This window comes from Salinisphaera sp. LB1 (assembly GCF_003177035.1).
Lineage (GTDB): Bacteria > Pseudomonadota > Gammaproteobacteria > Nevskiales > Salinisphaeraceae > Salinisphaera.
The window spans coordinates 1,047,535-1,067,744 of the sequence record NZ_CP029488.1; the positions used below are offsets into that span (position 1 = coordinate 1,047,535).

17 protein-coding genes are annotated in these 20,210 nt (G+C 65.4%); 5 read left to right on the forward strand and 12 right to left on the reverse strand.

Annotated elements, in window-relative coordinates:
* The first annotated feature begins 37 nt into the window (after positions 1-37).
* Together SALB1_RS04775 and SALB1_RS04780 are read left to right on the forward strand one after the other, a co-directional pair.
* A complete protein-coding gene (locus SALB1_RS04775; RefSeq protein WP_255414502.1) occupies positions 38-847 on the forward strand; it encodes a M48 family metallopeptidase in 810 nt (269 codons plus the stop codon).
* Positions 848-1,075: 228 nt separating this feature from the next.
* A complete protein-coding gene (locus SALB1_RS04780) occupies positions 1,076-1,348 on the forward strand; it encodes an RNA-binding protein (RefSeq protein ID WP_109992817.1) in 273 nt (90 codons plus the stop codon).
* Positions 1,349-1,460: 112 nt separating this feature from the next.
* Here the strand turns inward: SALB1_RS04780 and SALB1_RS04785 are convergent, their stop codons facing one another.
* Positions 1,461-2,705, reverse strand: coding sequence for a hypothetical protein (locus SALB1_RS04785; protein ID WP_109992818.1), 1,245 nt, complete (start codon positions 2,703-2,705; stop codon positions 1,461-1,463).
* Between the two features lie 9 nt (positions 2,706-2,714).
* Positions 2,715-3,746, reverse strand: a complete 1,032-nt coding sequence (locus SALB1_RS04790) for an ABC transporter ATP-binding protein (protein ID WP_255414503.1) — start codon at positions 3,744-3,746, stop codon at positions 2,715-2,717.
* A 162-nt stretch (positions 3,747-3,908) separates the two neighbouring features.
* On the opposite strand from SALB1_RS04790, the gene SALB1_RS04795 reads away from it, so the two are divergent.
* Positions 3,909-4,709, forward strand: a complete 801-nt coding sequence (locus SALB1_RS04795) for an endonuclease/exonuclease/phosphatase family protein (RefSeq protein ID WP_109992820.1) — start codon at positions 3,909-3,911, stop codon at positions 4,707-4,709.
* A gap of 47 nt (positions 4,710-4,756) precedes the next feature.
* On the opposite strand, the gene SALB1_RS04800 is transcribed toward SALB1_RS04795, so the two are convergent.
* From SALB1_RS04800 to SALB1_RS04830, 7 genes are all read right to left on the reverse strand, one after another.
* The gene (locus SALB1_RS04800) at positions 4,757-6,205 is read right to left on the reverse strand and encodes a phosphatidylserine/phosphatidylglycerophosphate/cardiolipin synthase family protein (RefSeq protein WP_109992821.1); all 1,449 of its coding nucleotides are present in this window, start codon (positions 6,203-6,205) and stop codon (positions 4,757-4,759) included.
* 248 nt (positions 6,206-6,453) lie between these two features.
* The gene (locus SALB1_RS04805; protein ID WP_109992822.1) at positions 6,454-7,257 is read right to left on the reverse strand and encodes an ABC transporter ATP-binding protein; all 804 of its coding nucleotides are present in this window, start codon (positions 7,255-7,257) and stop codon (positions 6,454-6,456) included.
* A gap of 6 nt (positions 7,258-7,263) precedes the next feature.
* Positions 7,264-8,151, reverse strand: a complete 888-nt coding sequence (locus SALB1_RS04810) for an ABC transporter permease subunit (protein WP_109992823.1) — start codon at positions 8,149-8,151, stop codon at positions 7,264-7,266.
* Positions 8,151-9,065 (reverse strand): oligopeptide ABC transporter permease OppB, encoded by a 915-nt coding sequence (gene oppB, locus SALB1_RS04815; RefSeq protein WP_109992824.1) that lies wholly within the window; start codon positions 9,063-9,065, stop codon positions 8,151-8,153. Before oppB ends, SALB1_RS04810 begins: the two co-directional genes overlap by 1 nt.
* A 70-nt stretch (positions 9,066-9,135) precedes the next feature.
* Complete coding sequence (locus tag SALB1_RS04820; protein WP_158590627.1) at positions 9,136-10,767, reverse strand: ABC transporter substrate-binding protein; 1,632 nt, start codon at positions 10,765-10,767, stop codon at positions 9,136-9,138.
* 222 nt (positions 10,768-10,989) lie between these two features.
* The gene (gene mnmG / locus SALB1_RS04825) at positions 10,990-12,906 is read right to left on the reverse strand and encodes a tRNA uridine-5-carboxymethylaminomethyl(34) synthesis enzyme MnmG (RefSeq protein WP_109992826.1); all 1,917 of its coding nucleotides are present in this window, start codon (positions 12,904-12,906) and stop codon (positions 10,990-10,992) included.
* 267 nt (positions 12,907-13,173) lie between these two features.
* Complete coding sequence (locus SALB1_RS04830; protein WP_158590628.1) at positions 13,174-14,547, reverse strand: DUF945 family protein; 1,374 nt, start codon at positions 14,545-14,547, stop codon at positions 13,174-13,176.
* 277 nt (positions 14,548-14,824) lie between these two features.
* On the opposite strand from SALB1_RS04830, the gene SALB1_RS04835 reads away from it, so the two are divergent.
* Positions 14,825-16,549: a sugar phosphorylase gene (locus SALB1_RS04835; RefSeq protein WP_109992828.1), complete on the forward strand. Its 1,725-nt coding sequence runs from the start codon at positions 14,825-14,827 to the stop codon at positions 16,547-16,549.
* 57 nt (positions 16,550-16,606) lie between these two features.
* On the opposite strand, the gene SALB1_RS04840 is transcribed toward SALB1_RS04835, so the two are convergent.
* The 3 genes from SALB1_RS04840 to SALB1_RS04850 all read right to left on the reverse strand — a co-directional run bounded on the left by SALB1_RS04840 (position 16,607) and on the right by SALB1_RS04850 (position 19,281).
* Positions 16,607-17,041 carry an Ivy family c-type lysozyme inhibitor gene (locus SALB1_RS04840; protein ID WP_109992829.1) on the reverse strand — a complete coding sequence of 145 codons (435 nt, stop codon included), beginning with the start codon at positions 17,039-17,041 and terminating at the stop codon, positions 16,607-16,609.
* Between the two features lie 133 nt (positions 17,042-17,174).
* Positions 17,175-18,410 carry a glycosyl transferase gene (locus SALB1_RS04845; protein WP_109992830.1) on the reverse strand — a complete coding sequence of 412 codons (1,236 nt, stop codon included), beginning with the start codon at positions 18,408-18,410 and terminating at the stop codon, positions 17,175-17,177.
* Between the two features lie 49 nt (positions 18,411-18,459).
* Complete coding sequence (locus tag SALB1_RS04850; RefSeq protein ID WP_109992831.1) at positions 18,460-19,281, reverse strand: mannosyl-3-phosphoglycerate phosphatase; 822 nt, start codon at positions 19,279-19,281, stop codon at positions 18,460-18,462.
* Positions 19,282-19,498: 217 nt separating this feature from the next.
* Between SALB1_RS04850 and SALB1_RS04855 the strand changes: the two genes are divergently transcribed.
* Positions 19,499-20,179: a response regulator transcription factor gene (locus SALB1_RS04855; RefSeq protein WP_109992832.1), complete on the forward strand. Its 681-nt coding sequence runs from the start codon at positions 19,499-19,501 to the stop codon at positions 20,177-20,179.
* The last annotated feature ends 31 nt before the right edge of the window (positions 20,180-20,210 follow it).

The following is a 20,210-nucleotide window of genomic DNA, read 5'->3' on the forward strand; positions in this document are numbered from 1 at the left end:
GTAATCTTTCACGATCGAGTCATTCAACCCCGACGCCATGACCCGTCCGATGCACCGCATGCTGGTGATCGTCCTGTTTACGGCCGTGCTTGCCGGCTGCACCACTTCGCCGACCGGGCGCAGCCAGCTCAAACTTTTCGGCGCCCAGAAAATGGCGGCCATGGGCGACCAGAGCTATGCCGAGCTCAAGCAGAAGACGCCGATCGACCACAACGCCGCCGATAATCGCTTCGTCGATTGCGTGGCCCGTGCCATCACGTCGGTGCCCGGCGTCGACAAGGCCACGAATGGGCCGTGGCATGTCACGGTGTTCAAGTCGAAGCAGATCAACGCCTTCGCCCTGCCCGGCGGCAACATCGGCGTCTACTCCGGGCTGTTGCCGGTCACCCGGAACGGTGCCCAGCTCGCCGCCGTGATCGGCCACGAAGTCGGCCACGTTCTGGCCGGCCACCCCAACGAACGGATGTCGGAACAATATGCCACGCAAGGCGGCCTGTCCGTGCTGTCCGCCGCACTTGGCGGGGCCTCCAGCGCGAGCAACCAGGCCCTCATGTCCGCACTCGGCGTCGGCGCCCAGGTCGGCATTCTGTTGCCATTTTCGCGCGCCCAGGAAAGCGAGGCCGATCTCATCGGGCTGGAACTCATGGCCCGGGCCGGCTTCGATCCTCGCCAGTCGGTCAAGCTGTGGCAGAACATGACGGCCGCGTCGCATGGCCAGCAGCCCAATCAGTTTCTTTCGACCCACCCATCGAACGACAACCGGATCCAGGCGCTGGAAGCGCACATGAACAAGGCGATGCAACTCTATCATCAGGCCAACCATCATCCGCACTGCCCGCATCCCTGACGCCCCTATTGCCACCAGCCGTGGCGGCGTGCGGCCCGGCACCGGGCGCTTCAGAGCCTATTCCAATAGGCTCTTACTCAAAACGGGTATTGCGGTGGGCTACAAAAGCGGTAGACTTCGATCAAGGTGGCTTCGTGCCACATTCCGTTGGTCTTAGTTTTGGTGTCATTGACGAGTCCGGACGGTTTTAAAGTAATGACACACGTTTGTTAGCTAGGATCAGTCCAGATGAATATTTACGTCGGCAACCTGTCGTGGAACACCACGGACGACGACCTGCGCACCGCCTTCGAGGCGTTCGGAGAAGTGTCTTCCGCGAAGGTCATCATGGATCGCGAGACCGGGCGTTCGCGCGGTTTCGGATTCGTAGAAATGTCCGATGACAACGCGGCCCGCCAGGCCATCGAAGGCATGAACGACAAGGACCTGCAGGGTCGTTCACTGCGTGTCAACGAAGCCCGTCCGCGTGATGATCGCCCCCGCGGCCCGCGTCGCTTCTAAAACAAAACCGCTGATCGTAGCGGGTCGGTCGCAGGCCGGCCCGCGCGTGTGCATCGAGCCGGTCGTGTTCGCATGGCCGGCTTTTTTCGTGTCGCGCTGATGGTGCAGGTGTTCAATCGCCGCCAGCGGTGAACACCGAGGCCGGGAAACGCAGCGTCGTATAAGGCAGATGCACGCGACGCATCACGACCAGCGCGAACAGCAGCGGGTTCACGTCGTAGATGGCGTGCAAGGGCGCGACCTCGGCGCGGGTGATGAAGCCGGCGCCGGCCAGTGCGTCCAGATCGATCGCATCCGCCCGCGCAATCGCGGGATAACCGCTGCCGTAGCGTAGATGGCCGAAAAACTGGGGATGCTGAAGCAACGGTTCCAGTTCGGTGTTCGGCCGATTCCCGGTTAACAGGCCGGCCAGGCTTATCGTCAGCGCCGGCTTGGACTTGGCCTGGCCGTGGCGGCGCAAAAGACCGAACAGGGCCGGCATCAGCTGCTGGCCATCGCCGCCAGTCGCCCCGCCCAGGCGCAGCCTTACGGCGACGCCGGCCGCGAGCGCCGGCTCGACCGCTGCCGGCGCCACCCAGGCCGGATCGTGATCGGGGCGGCGCAGCTGGCCCACGGCCACATCGAGACGCATGTGATGCGCCGCCATCACCTTGTAGACCGCCTTTGCCGCCTTGCCATCCAGGTTGATCCGCTGCGCGACCGGCCACCAGCGCACGTCCTTGACCCCGGCCTTGGCCCAGCGTTTGATCGCGGCCAGTGCATCCGGCTGACGCGGGTGAATCGACACCTCGGTCACGAGCGCCTTCGGCGCACGCTTGGCAAGCCAGGCGACATAACGATTCGACACCATCGGCTCGGACTGATCGTCCAGCGGCGCGCCCTGCTTGTCGAACACGCCGGCCCGGCCGGTGATCTCGGCGCGATACGGCTTCGGCATGGCGCGTATCTGGCGCAGCAGGCGCGAGATGTAGTCGGCGTCGGCAGTATCGTCGCTGACGATGCCGGCGGCGCGATCGCGCAGCATCCGCGATAACCACACGCTGATCCCTGGCATGCCGTGGCCGCTTTCCTGGCTGTCGTTGGCAAAATCCGGCCCGGACAGTTGCCCGCGCGACACGATCCCGACGCCATGATCCACCACCGCGTGACCGTCGGTGCCGGCAAACGCCTGCTTGATCAGCTTCTGCGAGGCGGCCGGCAGCACCCAGGCCGCATCCTCCGGGGCATGGGTCCAGCCCGCGCCATGCCGGGCCATCCAGTGCGGCCACCACAACACGACCAGCAATGCCAGGGCGAGCACCGCGGTCAGAAAGCCCCAGGCCAACGTCGTTCGCCGCCGGGCAATGAACCGTCGCATACGCACGCCTCAGGCGGCCGCGGCCTGGTCGATCGACTCGGCGTGATGACAGGCCACCACGCCGCCGCGCAACGGACGCGCCTGCGGCACCTCGCGGGCGCAATCGGCCTGCGCCCAGGGGCAGCGCGTCCGAAACACGCAGCCCGAGGGCGGATCGGCCGGCGACGGCAGATCCCCCGGCAGGCGAATGCGCCGACGCGCGCGCTCGGCTTCCAGATCGGGGCGCGGCACGGCCGACAGCAGCGCCTTGGTATAGGGATGCCGCGGCGCATCGAACAATTGATCTGCCGGCGCCTGTTCCATCAGCCGGCCGAGATACATCACGCGCACGTCGTGGCTGATCTGGCGCACCACGGCCAGATCGTGGGCAATGAACAGCATGGCGACGCCGGTCTCGCGCTGGAGTGCCATGAGCAACTCGACGATACGCGCCTGGATGGAAACATCGAGCGCGGATACCGGTTCGTCGCAGATCAGCACCCTGGGCTCGACCACCAACGCCCGGGCGATACCGATGCGCTGACACTGCCCGCCGGAGAACTCGTGCGGATAGCGGTTCAGGTGGGCCCGGGTGAGCCCCACGCGATCGAGCATCTCGGCCACACGCTGGCGACGCTCGGCGCGCGATAGCGCCGGATGCAGATGGCGCAGCGGCTCGGCCACGATCTGGCCGACCGTCATACGCGGGTCGAGGCTGGCGAGCGGATCCTGGAAGATCATCTGCACCTCGCGGCGCAGCGCCTGCCAATCGCGATTCGAGCCGGCCGTGATATCGCGCTCGCCCAGATGCAGCGTGCCGGCGGTGATCGGCGCCAGCCCGGTAAGCGCCCGGGCCAGGGTCGACTTGCCGCAGCCGGACTCACCCACCAATCCGAGCGTGTGCCCGGCCCGCAGCTCGAGGCTCGCCCCGTCGACGGCGCGCAGTACCGGGGCGCTCTGCCAGGGCCAGTCCGCACGCAGCGGAAAATGGACCTTGATATCGTGAGCGGAAAGAACCGGTTGGCTGGGCATGGGGCGGAACTCGCGAAGAACGGCAGACATCGAATGGTACGCTGGAACGGCATACGCGCCCACCCGGATGCGGCCCTGAACAGCGCGAACGGAACATTGCTTGCGTACCGCTATCGGCAGGCCACCATACAAGAACCGGGCCAGACAGTCGCTTCCACGATCAGCGAAGCGTGACGATCAACAAGGTAAGGCATGAACCGCGCGGCACCGACGGATCTCTCCGTATTGAGCTTCAACATGCAGGTCGGCGTCGGCACCAAGCGCTATCGCGAATACGTCACGCGCGGCTGGCGGCACGTACTGCCGAGCCAGGGCGTGCGCGACAACCTCGCACGCATCGCCGATCTGCTGGGCGATCACGACATCATCGGGCTGCAGGAGATCGATGCCGGCAGCCGCCGCAGCCGCTACGAGAACCAGATCCAGGCTCTGGCCGAGCAGGCTGGCTTCGCCTATTGGCGGGTCCAGGTCAATCGCGATCTGGGCCGGGTGGCCCAGCACGGGCTGGGATTGATCAGCCGGTATCAACCGTTTTCGGTCACCGAGCACAAGCTGCCGGGCCGCCTGCCGGGGCGCGGCGCGCTGGTGGCGCGCTTCGGCTCGCCGGAGCACGCCCTGACCGTGGTGGTCACCCATCTGTCGCTGGGCGCGGGCAGCCGGAGCCAGCAACTGGCGGCCATCTGCGACATGGTGGCCGAGGACACGCACGTCATCGTCATGGGCGACACCAATTGCAGCGCGCACGATCTACTGGCCGACCCCGCGCTGGCCGCCAGCGGGCTGTGCGTCTACGACCGGCCGCTGCCCACCTTTCCAAGCTGGCGCCCCCGGCGCGGAATCGACCATGTGCTCACGTCGGCGTCGCTGCCAGTGCAACGGGCCGGGGTGATCGACACCCTGCTCTCCGATCACCGCCCGGTCGAGATGTGCATCAGTCTGCCGCGCGATCTCGGCCGGGCCCTGGCGGGCGCGGATTCGGCCGCTGCGGGCTGAAAAGCCCATGGCCACAGGCGCCGGCGCACGGCAGCCGGCCACGGGCGCTATAGATACGGCGAAAACAACCAGAAGAACGAATCGCGCAGGCGCGTAGGCAAACGCCGGGCCGTGGCGTCCTTGTGCGTATAGACTTTGCTGCGCTCGATGGTGGCGGTCACATGCGCGGCCAGCGTGGCGATGGTTTCGACGTGGAACAGCTCGACGGCCAGCTCGAAATTCAATCGCAGACTGCGCGGGTCGATGTTCGGCGAACCGATCAGCGCATAATCGTGGTCGATGATGAACAACTTGGTATGCGCGAACGGCGGCGGCTGGAAGTACACATGGACCCCGCGCGCCACCAGCTCGCCCAGATCGTGATGCGCCGCCCAGGCCACCGGCGGCAGGTTGTTGCGCTCCGGCAGCACGATCGAGACCTCGACACCGCGCAGCGCCGCGGCCTGCAACACGCCCACCAGGGCCGAGCCCGGAAGAAAATAAGGGGTGACGATCAACACCCGCTCATAGGCGCTGGACACCGCGGTCACGAGCAACGTGCTCAACCGTTCGATATCGTGGGTGGGCCCGTTCTCGATCGTGCGACAGGCGGCATGCCCCATCGCCGGCAGCACGCGCTGGCTGACTGCGCTCTGCTGGCCGGTGGCGAACGCCCAGTCGGACAAAAACACCGCCTCGATCTGGCGCACAATGGGGCCGGAGAGCCGGAAATGCATGTCGGCCACGCCGCCGACGCTGGAGACGAAATGCCGGTCCCCGATATTCATGCCGCCGGTGAACGCGATACCGCCGTCGGTGACCAGGATCTTGCGATGATTGCGCAGATTCAGGCGCAGCGCTGGCGGCCACAGCCGTGGCGGCAGGAAACGGGCGACCGTAATCCCCTCGGCTTCGAGCTCGCCAACCGGACGCTTGCCCGGCCATGCATACCATTCGCCCACGCCGTCGATCAGCACGCGCACGTCCACGCCGCGGTCGACGGCGCGTGACAGCGTCTTGATGAATCGCTGCCCGACGCGGTTCGTCTCGAAGATATAGGTGGTCAGATAGACGAAATCCGTGGCCGCCTCGATCGCCTCGATCATCGGCGGATAGGCCTTGTCGCCATTGTTGAGCACATCCGCCCGATTGCCGCCGACCACCGGCCACGCGGACAAGCGATCGCCAGCAGCCGCCAGGCCCAACCGCCGATGCCCGATGAAACTGCGGTAATCGCGCAGCACCGCATTCGCGCCCGGCCGGCGCGCGCCCAGCCCGTGGCGCGACGCGCGATCCAGCCGCTGGGCACGAATGCGCACGCGATTGACGCCGAACATGTAATACAACAAAGGGCCGAGCGGCGGAAACAGCAGTGAGATGCCGATCCAGCCGAAGGCGCTGCTCGGTGTTTCGCGGGTCAGCAAGGCATGCGCGGCAGCGGTCACGGCGCTGCCGACGACGATCGCGATCGGCAGCCAGAATTCGATGCCGGCCAGCACCGCCTCGGCCGTGATCATCGCGGCCGGCCCCGTGATCGGCCGGATTCCCGCGCACCTGTCGACTGCCGGCTGGTCATTCCCGTCACCCGTATTCCCAACGATCCCCGCCCTCGATCACGGCGGCCGGCGTCGATCTTAGGGCCTGAATGAAAAACATGCACTCACGGCGCGCGATACATCGGGGCCATCGAGGATGACCAACGCGCGCCGCCGGGGGCGAAATGCCCGCAAGCCACGGCAACGAGCGCGCAGAACGAAACCGGAATTCAGCCTTCCAGACGCGGAATAGCGGCCAGCAGGTCGCGGGTGTATTGGGCTTCGGGCGCGTTGAATACCTTTTCGATCGAGCCGTGCTCGACCAGATCGCCGCCGCGCATGACCAGCGCCCGGCTGCACTGGCCCGCGACCACGCCCAGATCGTGGGTGATCAGCAGCAGCGCCGTGTTGCTGCGTTCGCGCAGCTCGGCGATCAGCTCGAGGATCTCGTCCTGCACGGTCACATCGAGCGCGGTGGTGGGCTCGTCGGCGATCAACAGCTCCGGCTCGCAGGACAACGCCATGGCGATCATCACGCGCTGGCGCATGCCGCCCGAGAACTGATGCGGGTAGTACTTGATACGCCGCGCGGCCTCGGGAATGCGCACCGCTTCGAGCATGTCGATGGCGGCGCGCATCGCGGCGCGCTTGCCCATGCCGCGGTGCGCCCGCAGCAGCTCGATCATCTGGGTGGATATTTTCAGATGCGGGTTGAGCGCCGTCATCGGGTCCTGGAAGATCATGGCGATGCGCGCGCCGCGCACGCGCCGCAGCACCCGCGGTTTCGCCCCCAGCAGTTCAACCGGCGCCCCGCCTTTGCTGCCCGGCGCCAGTCGCGCCGAGCCCGTGACCCGGGCGTTGCCGGCCAGCAGACCCATCAGCGCCAGCACGCTCTGGCTCTTGCCCGATCCCGACTCACCGACGATGCCGACCGCCTCGCCGCGCTCGATCGAGAACGACAGATCGTGCACCGCGTCGATCGTGCCGTCGTGGGTCTTGAAGTCGATCTTCAGGTTCTGGACTTCAAGCAGCATGAGCCCCTACCGATCGTTCGGATCGAGGGCGTCACGCAGCCCGTCGCCGATGAAGTTGAAGCAGAACAGCGTCACCGCCAGAAAGATCGACGGAATGATCAGAAGCCACGGCGCCACCCCCATTTCGCCGGTGCCGTCGTTGATCAGCGCGCCCCAGGAGGTCATCGGCTCCTGCACGCCGAGACCGAGATAGCTCAGGAACGATTCGAACAGCATCACCTGTGGGATCGTGAGGGTGACGTAGACGATGATCAGCCCTAACAGATTCGGCACCACGTGACGCGCGATGATGGCACCGCCGCCGGCCCCGGCCATCCGCGCCGCCTCGACATAAGGCTGCTGCTTGATGGTCAGCGTCTGGCCACGGACAATCCGCGCCATGTCCAGCCAGCTCACCGCGCCGATCGCGATGAACATCAGAAACAGGTTCTGGCCAAAGTAGACGACCAGCAGTATAACGAAGAAGAAGAACGGCAGCGCATAGAGCACGTCCACCGTGCGCATCAGAAAGCCGTCCACCCGGCCACCGACGTAGCCGGCCGTGGCACCATAGATCACGCCGATGATCAGGCTCACGAAGGCGGTGACCACGCCCACCATCAGCGATATCCGGCCGCCGACCATGGTCCGCACGAACAGATCGCGGCCGACGCTGTCGGTGCCGAAGATATGGCCATGCGCCAGCGTGGGCGCGGTCCAGATGGAATTGTAATCCTGGCTGAAATAATTGTTGGGCGTCAGCCAGGGCGCGACGATCACCATCAGCACAATGAGGCCAAGCACAATGAGCGAGCCCATGGCGGCCTTGTTGGCCCGTAGTCGGCGTATGGCATCACGGCCCAAACTATTGCCGCCGGCGGCCTTTTCCAGCGTGCTCCGCTTGCGGGTGAACATCAGTAGGCCACCCGCGGATCGAGCCAGCCGTAGAGAATATCCACAAGCAAATTAAAAAAGATGATGATGATGCCGTAGAAGAGTGTGATGCCGAGCACGAGGGTGTAGTCGCGGTTGAGCGCGCCGTTGACGAAGAACCGGCCCAGCCCCGGAATGCCGAACACCTGCTCGATGACCACCGAGCCCGTCAGGATCGCCGCGGTCGCCGGCCCGAGGAACGACACCACCGGCAGAATCGCCGCCGGCAACACGTGAATGAAGAAGATGCGATAGGACGACAGCCCCTTCGCCCGCGCAGTGCGCACGTAGTTCGAACGCAGCACCTCAATGGTTGAGGCACGCATCAGGCGCGCTACATAGGCAATGAAGGCCACGGCCAAAGCAATGACCGGCAACACATAACTCTCCCAGCTTCCGAGACCGCCGGCCGGCAGCCAGTCGTTATCGACTGCGAACCAGAGGATAAGCAACGGTCCGATCACGAAGTTGGGGATGGATATGCCGAGCAGCGCGAACGCAGAAGCCGAGTAATCCACGGCATGATTCTGGCGTACTGCGGCCAGCATGCCGAGCGGCACGCCCAAGGCCAGCGCGATCAGCAGCGCGAAACCACCGACCGTTAGCGAAACCGGAAAACCGGTCGCGATCAGGCTGTTCACGCTGGTGTCCTTGTACTGGTAGGACGGCCCGAAGTCGAAATGCGCGATGTTGTACAGATAGCGGCCGTACTGCTCGTAGATCGGTTCGTTGAGGTGATACTTGGCCATGAGGTTGGCACGCACCTCGGGCGGCATCTGACGCGCGGTATCGAACGGGCTGCCCGGTGCCAGATGCACCAGAAGAAACGACAGCGTCAGCAGCACGAACAGCGTCGGAATCGCGCCGAGTACGCGCCGCACGGTATAGGACAGCATCCTCACACCCCCCTGAAAATGAGGTTGTCCGAGCCTGGCAATGAGCGAGACCTGGCGGCGGCAAAAACCCTCACTGCGACTTCCGGCTGTTGTTCACCGGCACGATGTTGAAAAAACGCGCGGAATACATGTCCAGTGGATTGTGTACAAAGCCCTTCACATACGGCTTGATCAAGTGATGCGCGGTCACAAAAAACAACGGAATGATCGGGCTGTCGTGTAGCAGGACCTTCTCGGCCTTGTGCATGAGCGCGGTGCGTTTCGGTCCGCTCGGCGTATGTTCCGAGGCGGTGATCGCGCGATCGTAGACTTTGCTGTCGTAGCCCGTGTAGTTGTTACCCGAGCCTGACTTCATGATCGAGAAGAACGTGTTCGGATCCTGGTAATCGCCGTACCAGCCGGCGAACACGATCTGGGTATCTATCTTGCGGCGCGCGGTTTGTAAATAGACCTTCCATTCCTGGTTGGTGGTCGTGATCTGGGCACCGAGCACCTTGCGCCACATGGCCGCGGCCACGATCGAAATCCGTTTTTCGCTTTCACTGCTGGAAACGTAGAGCAACTCGGCCTTGAGCGGATGATCCTTGGAATAGCCGGCCTCGTGATACAACTGCCGGGCTCGGGCTATGCGTTTCTTCGCCGGCCAGTCTGCCCAGGGAAACTGCACGCTCTTGTAGCCCCTGACCACCGTAGGTATCCAGCTGTAAGCCGGCGGCTCGTTGCCGCGCAGGATCTTGTTGACCATGACCTTACGATTGAGCGCCATGGACAGAGCCATGCGCAGCTTACGATTGCCCTTGAACGGTGGCCGGGTCACGTTCAGGTCGAGATAAAAGCTGCCGAGCGTGGGTACTGAGTGATACTGCCCCGGAATGTGTTGCTTGATCGTCTGGATTTTCGATGTCGGCACACCCGAGGTCCAGTCGAGCGCTCCCGCCTGATAGCGGGCGAGTTCCGAGTTGCCGTCGGTAATCGGATAGAACACCACCCGATCGATCTTCGTGTCCTTGTTGTCCCAAAAGTAGGGGTTGCGCTTGAGCGCGATCTTGTCATTCACGCGCCAGCTTTCCATTTGGTAGGCGCCGTTGGTCACGGCGTGGCCGGGCTGGGTAAAGGAATGCCCCCACTTTTTCACCGCCGGCGGATAGACTGGAAAGCTGCTCGGGTGCGCCAGCGTATTGATGAAGAACGGCGTCGGCTTTTTGAGCTTGATCTGGAGCGTGTGCTTGTCCAGAGCCTTCACGCCGAGCGTGGCCGGCTTCTTCTTGCCATCGACGATTGCAGTGGCGTTGACGATCGGCGAATGAATATCGGCATACGGCGAAGCGGTGGCCGGCGCGACCGAGCGCCGCAGGCTGTAAACGTACTGCTGGGCACTGACCGGCGCTCCGTTGGACCACTTCGCGTCGTGGCGCAGATGAAAGATATAGGTCTTGTGATTAGCGCTGATATCCCAGGATTTGGCGTCCCCCGGAATCAGCTTGCCATCAGCGGCATGACTGACCAGCCCTTCATAGAGATTGACCTCGATATTGGCGGCCGGCACACCACTCGACTCGTCCGGATCCAGCGATTGGGGCTCCGCGCCGTTGCCCATGCGCAGTGTCTTGGTTCCATCGGGGGCGATCGCGGGCTGGATGCGATCGGGAAAGCGGTCATCGCTGCCTCCGCAGGCCGCGAGTAACCCCGTCGCGGCGGCCAAGCACAACACAATTCGGCATTTGAACATAAAAAATCGCGTCCCCGCCTCCGGACCCAAGCCGGCCGGATCATCTGCAATCGCCCCCGCCGAACGCTGTGCTGACCGTCGTTTCAGTCGATCATTCGCTGGGCGTACCGCCAAGGTCGTTCACCGCTAACCGCGCATCGCTCGAAGATTTTTCAAAACGACACGCATGTGATTCAGACCCGCGTCAAACAACGCCTACGCGCTCTTAGCAAGTTTCGCGCCGGATTTCTTGAGGTGCACCAATAGCAGGGAAATCGCCGCCGGCGTCATGCCCGGGATACGCGCGGCCTGGCCGATGGTCGCTGGGCGAACCTCGGCGAGCTTGCCCGTCAATTCGTTGGACAGGCCTGTGACCGCCGTGTAATCGATATCCGCCGGCAAAACGGTGGCTTCGTGGGCGGCGGCGCGCTCGATTTCCTCGGCCTGGCGAGCGATGTAGCCGGCGTACTTAGCCTGAATCTCGACCTGCTCGCCCACAGCCGTCGAGGCTTCGGCCGACAGCCCGCCCGTGTTGGCCGGGCCGATCATGGCCAGCCCGGCCAGATCCGCATGCCCGATGCCGGGGCGCTTCAACAGCTCCGCCGCGGGCGTGGCTTCCTTCAGCGGCCCGCCGAGCAGCGCCTCGCCGCGGTCCGCGCCGAGATCATGCGGCTTGATGGTAATCGCCGCCAGCCGCGCCTGTTCGGCGATCACGGCATCGCGCTTGGCGGTGAATGCCGACCAGCGCGCGTCGTCGACCAGGCCGAGATCGCGCCCGGCCGGCGTCAGGCGGGCATCGGCGTTGTCCTCGCGCAGCAGCAGGCGATGCTCGGCGCGTGAGGTGAACATGCGATACGGCTCGATCGTGCCGCGGGTGATCAGGTCGTCGACCAGCACACCGATATAGGCTTCGTGCCGGCCCGGCCACCAGGCAGGCTCGCCCGCGGCCGCCCGCGCGGCATTGATGCCGGCCAGCAGCCCCTGGGCGGCGGCCTCCTCGTAGCCGGTGGTGCCGTTGATCTGGCCGGCGAAGTACAGGCCACCGATAGCCTGGGTCTCCAGGCTGTAGTTCAGCGCCCGCGGGTCGAAGTAGTCGTATTCGATGGCATAGCCGGGACGCGTGATATGCGCGTTCTCGAAGCCCTCGATGGTGCGCACCAGCGCCAGCTGGGTGGCGAACGACAGGCTGGTGGAAATACCGTTGGGATAAACCTCGGCCGCGGTCAGCCCCTCCGGCTCGATGAAGATCTGGTGGCTGTCCTTGTCGGCGAAGCGCACCACCTTGTCCTCGATCGACGGACAGTAACGCGGACCGGCCGAATCGATCGCGCCGGAATAGATCGCCGATTCATGCAGCCGCTCACGGATGATTTCGTGCGTGCGCGCGTTGGTGTAGGTGATATGGCAGGGGATCTGCTGCGGATGCTCGTCCCGGCTGCCCATGAACGAAAACACCGGCGCCGGCGTATCGCCCGGCTGCTCGGCCAGCCGCGAATAATCGATCGACTTGGCATCGATGCGCGGCGGCGTGCCGGTCTTGAGCCGCCCGACCGGCAGGTCCAGCGCGCGCAGGCGCTCAGCCAGGGCGTTGGAGGGCGCATCGCCCGCGCGCCCGCCGCCGAAGCGTTTTTCACCGACATGGATCGTGCCGCCCAGGAACGTGCCGACGGTCAGCACCACGGTGGGCGCGTGAAACGCCAGCCCCATCGCCGTCATTACGCCGGCGACATGCCCGTCATCGACGATCAGATCGGCCACCGACTGCTGGAACAGATGCAGATTCGGCTGGTTTTCCACCATTTCCCGCGCCGCCGCCTTGTACAACGCGCGATCGGCCTGGGCCCGGGTGGCACGTACGGCGGGGCCCTTGCGGGCGTTGAGCGTACGAAACTGGATGCCGCCGCGATCGGCGGCGCGCGCCATCACCCCGCCCAGCGCATCGATCTCGCGCACGAGGTGGCCCTTGCCGATACCGCCGATGGCGGGATTGCAGGACATCTGGCCGATGGTTTCGATGTTGTCGGTCAGCAGCAGCGTGCGCGCACCGGCCCGGGCCGCCGCGGTGGCGGCCTCGGTGCCGGCGTGGCCGCCGCCGACCACGATGACGTCGAACCGGGTCTGACTCTGGAGCATGGCAATTCGCACCCTGCACGGGCGTGTTGTTCGAATGGATCGCGGCAGGCGCATGCGCGCCCTGCATGCCGTCTTGCCAGCAAACGACGCGTGTGGGCGCCGTGTCTGAAACGCCGCATTATAACGCTTCGCACAACGTCCCGAGACGAATCCGGCCGAATTTCAGCTCACGGCGCCGGACCGGCCCATGCGCGCGCCGCAACAGCCGGCACCGCATCATGTTATCGCCCGTTCGCCGAGCCGCTACGGCGGCTTCGACCCGATCGACTACAGGCCCTGCGCCGCCGCGACGAACTGGCCGACCAGCGCACGCCATTGGGGACGATTGCGGCCGTTGATCCGCATCCGGCCGTCGCCCAGCACGAGCCGCATGCGGTAACGTTGCCCGTCGTCGGAGGGCGCAATCAGATTGCGCGCCACCAGTGCCTGCACGCGGGCATCGATGGCGGCCTCGGGCGGCGCGCCGGCCGTGGCCCCCAGCGTACGCCCCAGCAACCGGCGCAGAATGGGCCGTGGCAACGAAAGTCGCAGCCGTGCCTGCAGCTGAGACAACGCCGCCGCCGCATCGCGGGAAGGCTTGAAGTCTGGTGGCACCTGGATATGCGCGCCAGCCCGGATTGCGCCGTCGCGCGTGGCGAGTTCGAACCGGCCGACCTGCACTTGCGAGCCCGGCGGCAACAACCCGGGCAGGATGTCGTGATACAGCTCGGGGGCGTCGAGCGCCCCGCCCGACCAGCCGCCGAGCCGGCGCCAGCGGTCGGGCAGTGCGGCCCAGGCCAGCGGATGCAGGCCGTGCTGGCGCGCATGGAGAATGACCGCGCCCTGGGTGCTGTCGGGCAACACGAGTTTCCCGATATGGAGCGAGACCGCGGTGGTGCCCGGTGCGGGGCAGCGAGTGGTCAATTTTAAATGGCTCAGCCGAGTCGCGTGTCCGTGACCGTTGTCCAACGTGATCGAATCGGCGGTAAGTCGACTGTTGGCGAGTTCTCCGCCGGGTGCCGCGCGCGCCTGGAAATGCAGATGGCGCCAGGCGATATGGCCCGCCGACTGGCGCACCAACGAAAACGAGGGCCAGTCCAGGCTCAGGCCATGGATCCGGCGGGCGAGCCAGCCGAACCGCAGCGCCCCGGATACGGTCGCGGTCTCCACCTGTGCCACCGGCTTTCGACGGGCGACACTGAAGGTCATCCCTGTGAATGACAGATGCGCCCGCCCACGGCCATCCAGCCGGATATGCGAGGTGACGGTCAGCGGGCCGGGCGCCGGCGAGAAGGCATAATGCGGCCAGAGCGACGTCAGATCGGCGCGTGTCTCGACCACTGCCAGCACCGGACTCAGCGACACCGGCGTCGCGCCCCAGGCCAGCGGACCATGATCGATACGGCTGGCGAGCGCGAGCGCCGGGCAGGGTTGGGCGTGACAAAGAGGACCGATCGGGCGCAATACGACCGTCGCATGCGAGACGAACCAGCCGCGATCGAAAGTCCGGCGCACCACTTGCAGATAGCCCGGCACCGCGAGATGCGCCACCACGGCATCGAAACGCGCAGCCAGCACCCAGCCAACGCCATACGGCGCCGCCACGCCCAACAGCGCGAGCGCCGCCAGGCCCCAGAGCAGCGTCTTGATCAGCCGCCGCAAGACAACGCCCGGCCGTCGGTCGCGCCTGCACGCGCGACGCGCTGAATTCGAACCCGGAATCGCCGACCGTTCATGAGTCGCATATTAGGCGCAGTCGGCGGCAACCGCGAAGTCGGCCCCGGCGCGCCGATGCATTCGGGTGGGGACCGCGCCGGTCTGGTATGTATCTTGATAAGACTGTCCCGGAACCGGCGCGTTTGCGCCGTTGCACTTTTATAGCGCACCGGCGCGTGCATACGCACCATCACGGCGCTCGACATCAGAACAGGCTGACTCCATGACCGATGCTGCCCGAGGCGCCACGCCCGACGAGGCGACCCAGGAAACCTTCATCGAGTGGCTCGCGCCGCTCTACGGCGACGGCGCCGCCCGCGACTGCATCGACGCGATGGCCGAGTCGGCACGGCACCACAATCTGCCCCGCAGCACCGACATGGCGGTCGATCAGTCGCTCAACCTGATGATCACCTACCCCGATATCATCCAGCACCCGGGTCAAGCGCCGCTGGCCACCCTGCGTGATTTCATCGCCCAGAACATCGGCGATGCCATTACCGCCGTGCATCTCCTGCCATTCTTTCCGCACAGCTCGGACGAAGGGTTTTCGGTGATGAACTATCGCGAGGTCAACCCGGATTTCGGCGCCTGGGAAGACATCCACGCGCTGGCCGACGACAAGCCGCTGATGTTCGATCTCGTGCTCAACCATGCCTCGCGCAAGGGCGTGTGGTTCGCGCATTATCTGGCCGATGCCGATCCCGGGCGTGACTATTTCATCGAGGTCGACCCGGCCGCGGACCTGCGCTCGGTGGTCCGCCCGCGCGCCACACCGCTACTGGCCGAAGTGGTCACGGCCCGCGGCACGAAACATCTCTGGGCCACCTTCTCGGACGACCAGATCGACCTGAACTTCGCCAACCCGCGAGTGATGAACGAATTCATCGACATCATCTTCGGGTACGTCGCCCACGGCGCGCGGCTTTTACGCCTGGATGCGGTGGCCTTTCTCTGGAAGGAGATCGGCACGCCCTGCATCCACCTGTGGCAGACCCACCGCGTGATCAAGTTCCTGCGGGCGGTGCTCGAATACTATGCCCCGGGCCTGCAGTTGATCACCGAAACCAACGTGCCGCACGCCGAAAACATCTCGTACCTCACCGATGGCGACGAGGCCCACGTCGCCTACCAATTCGTACTTCCGCCGCTGGCCGCCCATACCCTGCTCACCGGCGACGCCACGCGGCTGACCGAATGGGCCTCCAGCCTGCCGCCGCTGCCCGCGGGCTGTCATTTTCTGAATTTCACCGCCAGCCACGACGGCATAGGCCTGCGCTCGGTCGAATCGATTCTTTCCGACGACCAGCGCGACGCACTGGTCGCGACCACCCGCGAGCGTGGCGGCTTCGTGTCGACCCGGGCCATGCCCGACGGCAGCACGCGTCCCTACGAACTCAACATCACCTATTACGACCTGCTGGGCGCGCCCGGGGAACGCGACAGCCAGAACCATATCGACCGGTTCGTCGTCAGCCAGGCGATCGCGATGGCGCTGGCCGGCATTCCGGCGCTGTATTTCCACAGTCTGGTCGGCACCCACAACGACCTGGAAGGGGTCGAAGCCTCCGGCCACAGTCGTTCGATCAACCGGCGGCGCTACGATCTCGGCGAGCTCAACTACCAACTCGGCATCGATTCGCACCACGCCCGCGTGCTGGCCCGGCTCAAGCGCCTGCTGGTGGTACGCGCCCGCCAGCCGGCCTTTCACCCCGACGCGGCCCAGTCCATCGTCGACCTCGGCCCCTCGCTGTTCGCCGTGCAGCGCAGCACAAGCGACCAGACCCTGCTCGCCCTGCACAACGTCACCGACAAGCCAGTCAAGGTGCCGGGGCACATACTGCCCGAGGCGCGCGTGCGCCGGAACGTCACGGCGTCCACCCAGATCAGCGGCGCCCAGCGCACGATATCGCTGGCGCCCTACGAAATCGCCTGGATCAGCGATTAGGCCCGCAACACAACCCGCGCGGGGCGCGCTGTCGCCAAGCCCCGCGCCGCCGGCCGATCAGCGAAACAGATAGGCCGCGATGAAACGGCGCTGCGGCCGATCCGGCTGGCCGAGCCAGGTGATCTTCGAGGATTTCGGGCCCATCGCCTGCTGCCCCTGGTTGACCACCAGCGCGCCCACGGCCGTATTCGATGACGGCGTCATCAGGCTCACCAGGCTCTGGCCGGAACAGTCGTGCGGCTTGCAACCGGTGAGCACGGCATAGCGTTGGCCCTCGAGGGTAATGTGCGAGACCGGCGTTTCCGTGCCCATCGAGGCGACCCAGCCGTGTTTGGCCCGGATCGGCGCCACGAGCTTTTCATACTGGGCCATCCGCGCCGGCTTGGTCTTGAGCCATTGCGTTGGATAAACCGTATCCGAGCCGGCGGCGAAAGCCGTGGCCGTTGCGAGCGAAACGACGAGAACAACACCGGCGAACATGATTCGACGCATGGCGACTCCTGGATGATGAAACAGCCGGCCGGGGACAAGCGCCACAGGCTTGACGCGAGCCACGCCCGAAGCCGGTCCGCAAGCGAGAATACGCCACCCGTCGCGCCATGACGTTTACGGCCGGGCGCCTGTTCTACTCGCGCCGCTTGCCCACGGCTTCGTCATGATCGGCTTCCACGGCATCGTAGAAGTGGTCGAGAAAATCCGGGAACGCCGCGCGCACCCGGTTCCAGGTCGGCATGAACGGCACTTCCATGGGGTTGGCCAGGTATTCGTCGCCGGCATGGATGATGGATTCAACGAACACTTCGACCGTCTTCTCCTCCTTGTGCCGATCCAGCGTCAGGCCATTGATCTGGGCATCGAAATAGAAGCGTTCCACTGCGTCGAGGGCGTTGCGCAGATACACCGCCTTGATCGTGCGGATGGTTTCCGGGTTCATGGTCACGCCGTAGGTGGCGAGCTTGCGATACAGCGCCTTGGCGATGTCGGCACTCATCTTGGCCAGCCCACCGTTGGCTTCGTGGTTCGAAACGTCCTGGTGCTTGTGATCGTAGTGGTCGGCGATATCGACCTGGCAGACCGCGTTCGGCCCGTAAGTGCGATGCACTTCCGCCAGAATGCCGACTTCCAGGCCCCAGTCGCTCGGGATACGGATGGATTCCGCCACCGAAGCGCTCATCGCGCACTCACCGGACAACGGATAGCGGAAGCTGTCCATGTAATCGAGATATTCCATATGGCCGACCACGGTCGTTAGCGCGCGCAGGATCGGCGTCATGAACAGGCGCACCACGCGACCGTTGATGCTGCCTTCGGCCACGCGCGCGTAGTAGCCTTTTGCGAACTTGTAGGTGAAGTTCGGATGCACCATCGGGTAGAACAGCCGCGCCAGCATGTCGCGGTCGTAGGTACGAATGTCGCAGTCGTGCATGGCCAGTACGCGGCCACGGCCGGAGGCCAGGAAATAACCCATGCAGTTCCAGACGTTGGCGCCCTTGCCCGGGCGCGCCGGGGCCAGGCCTTCGCTGTCGAGCTGATCGTAGAGCGACTGCAGCCGCGGGCCGTCGTTCCAGAGCAGCCGATGGCGCGGGGCAAGCCCGCTGAAGAACTCATGGGCGTGGGCATACTGCTCGGCGTTGGCGCCGTCCAGACCGATGATGATCTCCGACAGATAATCGACGTTGGCCAGCTCGGCCACGATCGCCGGCAGCGCGTCGCCCTCCAGTTCGGAATAAAGACAGGGCAGGATCAGCGACATGGGCCGCTGGCGCGAATACTTGGCCAGTTCGGCCTCGAGATCGGCGATGGGCCGCTCGTGCAGACGATGCAGGGTGGTGATGATGCCGTTCTGATGAAAATCGGCCATGCGGTGTCTCCCCGCCCGAATCGCCGCTTGAGAAGACCGGCGTTGCGGGCTAGATTTCGTTGTTGTCGATCAGCGCCTGGATGGCCGCGGCCCAACCGGCCGGCCCGATCCCCGGCGCGTGGCGAATCCGCCCCGTGGCCGGCGCCTGGTAGCTGCCGTCCGGCCGTGCCACCCAGTACCCGATGTCGGCGGCGGCGAGCATGTCGGCGTCGTTGGCGGAGTCTCCCAGGGCAATTGCAAGAATCGGGCCGTGCGCGGCGGCAAAACGCTGCCGCAGCCAGTTCAGCGCATCCCCCTTGTCGGCACGGCCGAGCAGATGCACGAACCGCCCGCCGCGTCGGGTGGTGAAGCCGGCGGCTTCGGTCCGGGCCGCGAAATCCCGTTCCGCGGCCTCGCTGTCTTGCCACAGCAGCGGCTCGGAGGCATCGCGCGCCTTCGCGGCGGCGGCGGCTTCACGATCCAGGCCGGTGGCGGCGGCCACCTGCCCGACGCTCATGTCGCCGAACCCGGTGTAGCGGTAGCCGTGCGATTGGCGCAGGGCCACGGCGAGTTCGCGCAGCTTGTCACGATCCGCCCCGAGCGTCGTGATGACCAGATCGTCCGGATCGGACGCGCCCTCGGGCGCGAAATAACCCCGCGGCACCGCGACCACACCGCCATTCTCGGCGGCGAACGGCGCGCTGTTGCCGAGCGCGCGGCGCAAAACGCAAATCTCGACCGCGGTCTTGCTGGTGCAGAGGCACACCGGTACATCGCGTGCGGCAAGGGCGGCCAGCGCGCCGGCCGCGGGCGACCAGCCGTAGCTGTCGTGGTCGAGCAGCGTGGCATCGAGATCGGTGAACACGACGGGCCGGGGGCGCAGTTCGGACATGACAACAGAGGCCGGGACGATGCGCTTCAGTTTGCCTCAATTCCCGGCTGGGCGGCGGCTTGCTTGCATCCGACCCGATCTGTTCGCAGCCTCGGCGCCGGCCAGCCGCCAGCGTGCTCGTCCATTGGCCGGCGTGCCGACAGCGGCCTCCAACGCGGCGCTCGCACGAAACGGCAACAGACCCTAGAATCAGCGCAACAACGTCGGAAACAGCCCCATGCGCATACTCGTCATCGAGGACAACGAAGACCTCGCGGCCAACATCATCGAATTCCTGTCCGCCCGGGGGCATGTGGTCGACAGCGCGACCGACGGCGTCACCGGACTGCATCTCGCGGTGGTGGATAATTTCGACGCAATCGTGCTCGATCTGATGCTGCCCGGAATCGACGGTCTCGCCCTGTGCGAACGCCTGCGCGGCGAGGCGGACAAACAGACGCCGATTCTGATGCTCACCGCCCGCGACACGATCGATGACAAGCTCGCCGGGTTTGCCTCGGGCGCCGACGATTACCTGATCAAACCGTTCTCGCTGCTCGAGCTCGAGGCCAGACTGGCCGCGCTCGGCAATCGCGGCCCACGGCGCAGCAACCACCAGCTCAAGGCCGGCGAACTCAGCCTCAATCTGGACACCTGGCAGGCCGAACGCGAGGGACGGACGCTCACGCTCACACCCACCGCTCTGCGGCTGCTGGAAGTGCTCCTGCGGGCCTCGCCCCGCCTGGTGCGGCGGGCCGAACTCGAAGCCGCCATCTGGGGCGATCATCCGCCGGATTCGGAGGCGTTGCGCACCCACATCCACGCCCTGCGCGCGGCCATCGACAAGCCGTTTTCCAAGCCCATGCTGCAAACGGTGCCGACCATGGGATACCGCCTGGTCGCTCCGGACGCGGCCTGACGCGTGTTGCGACGGCAATTTCGTACGGGTG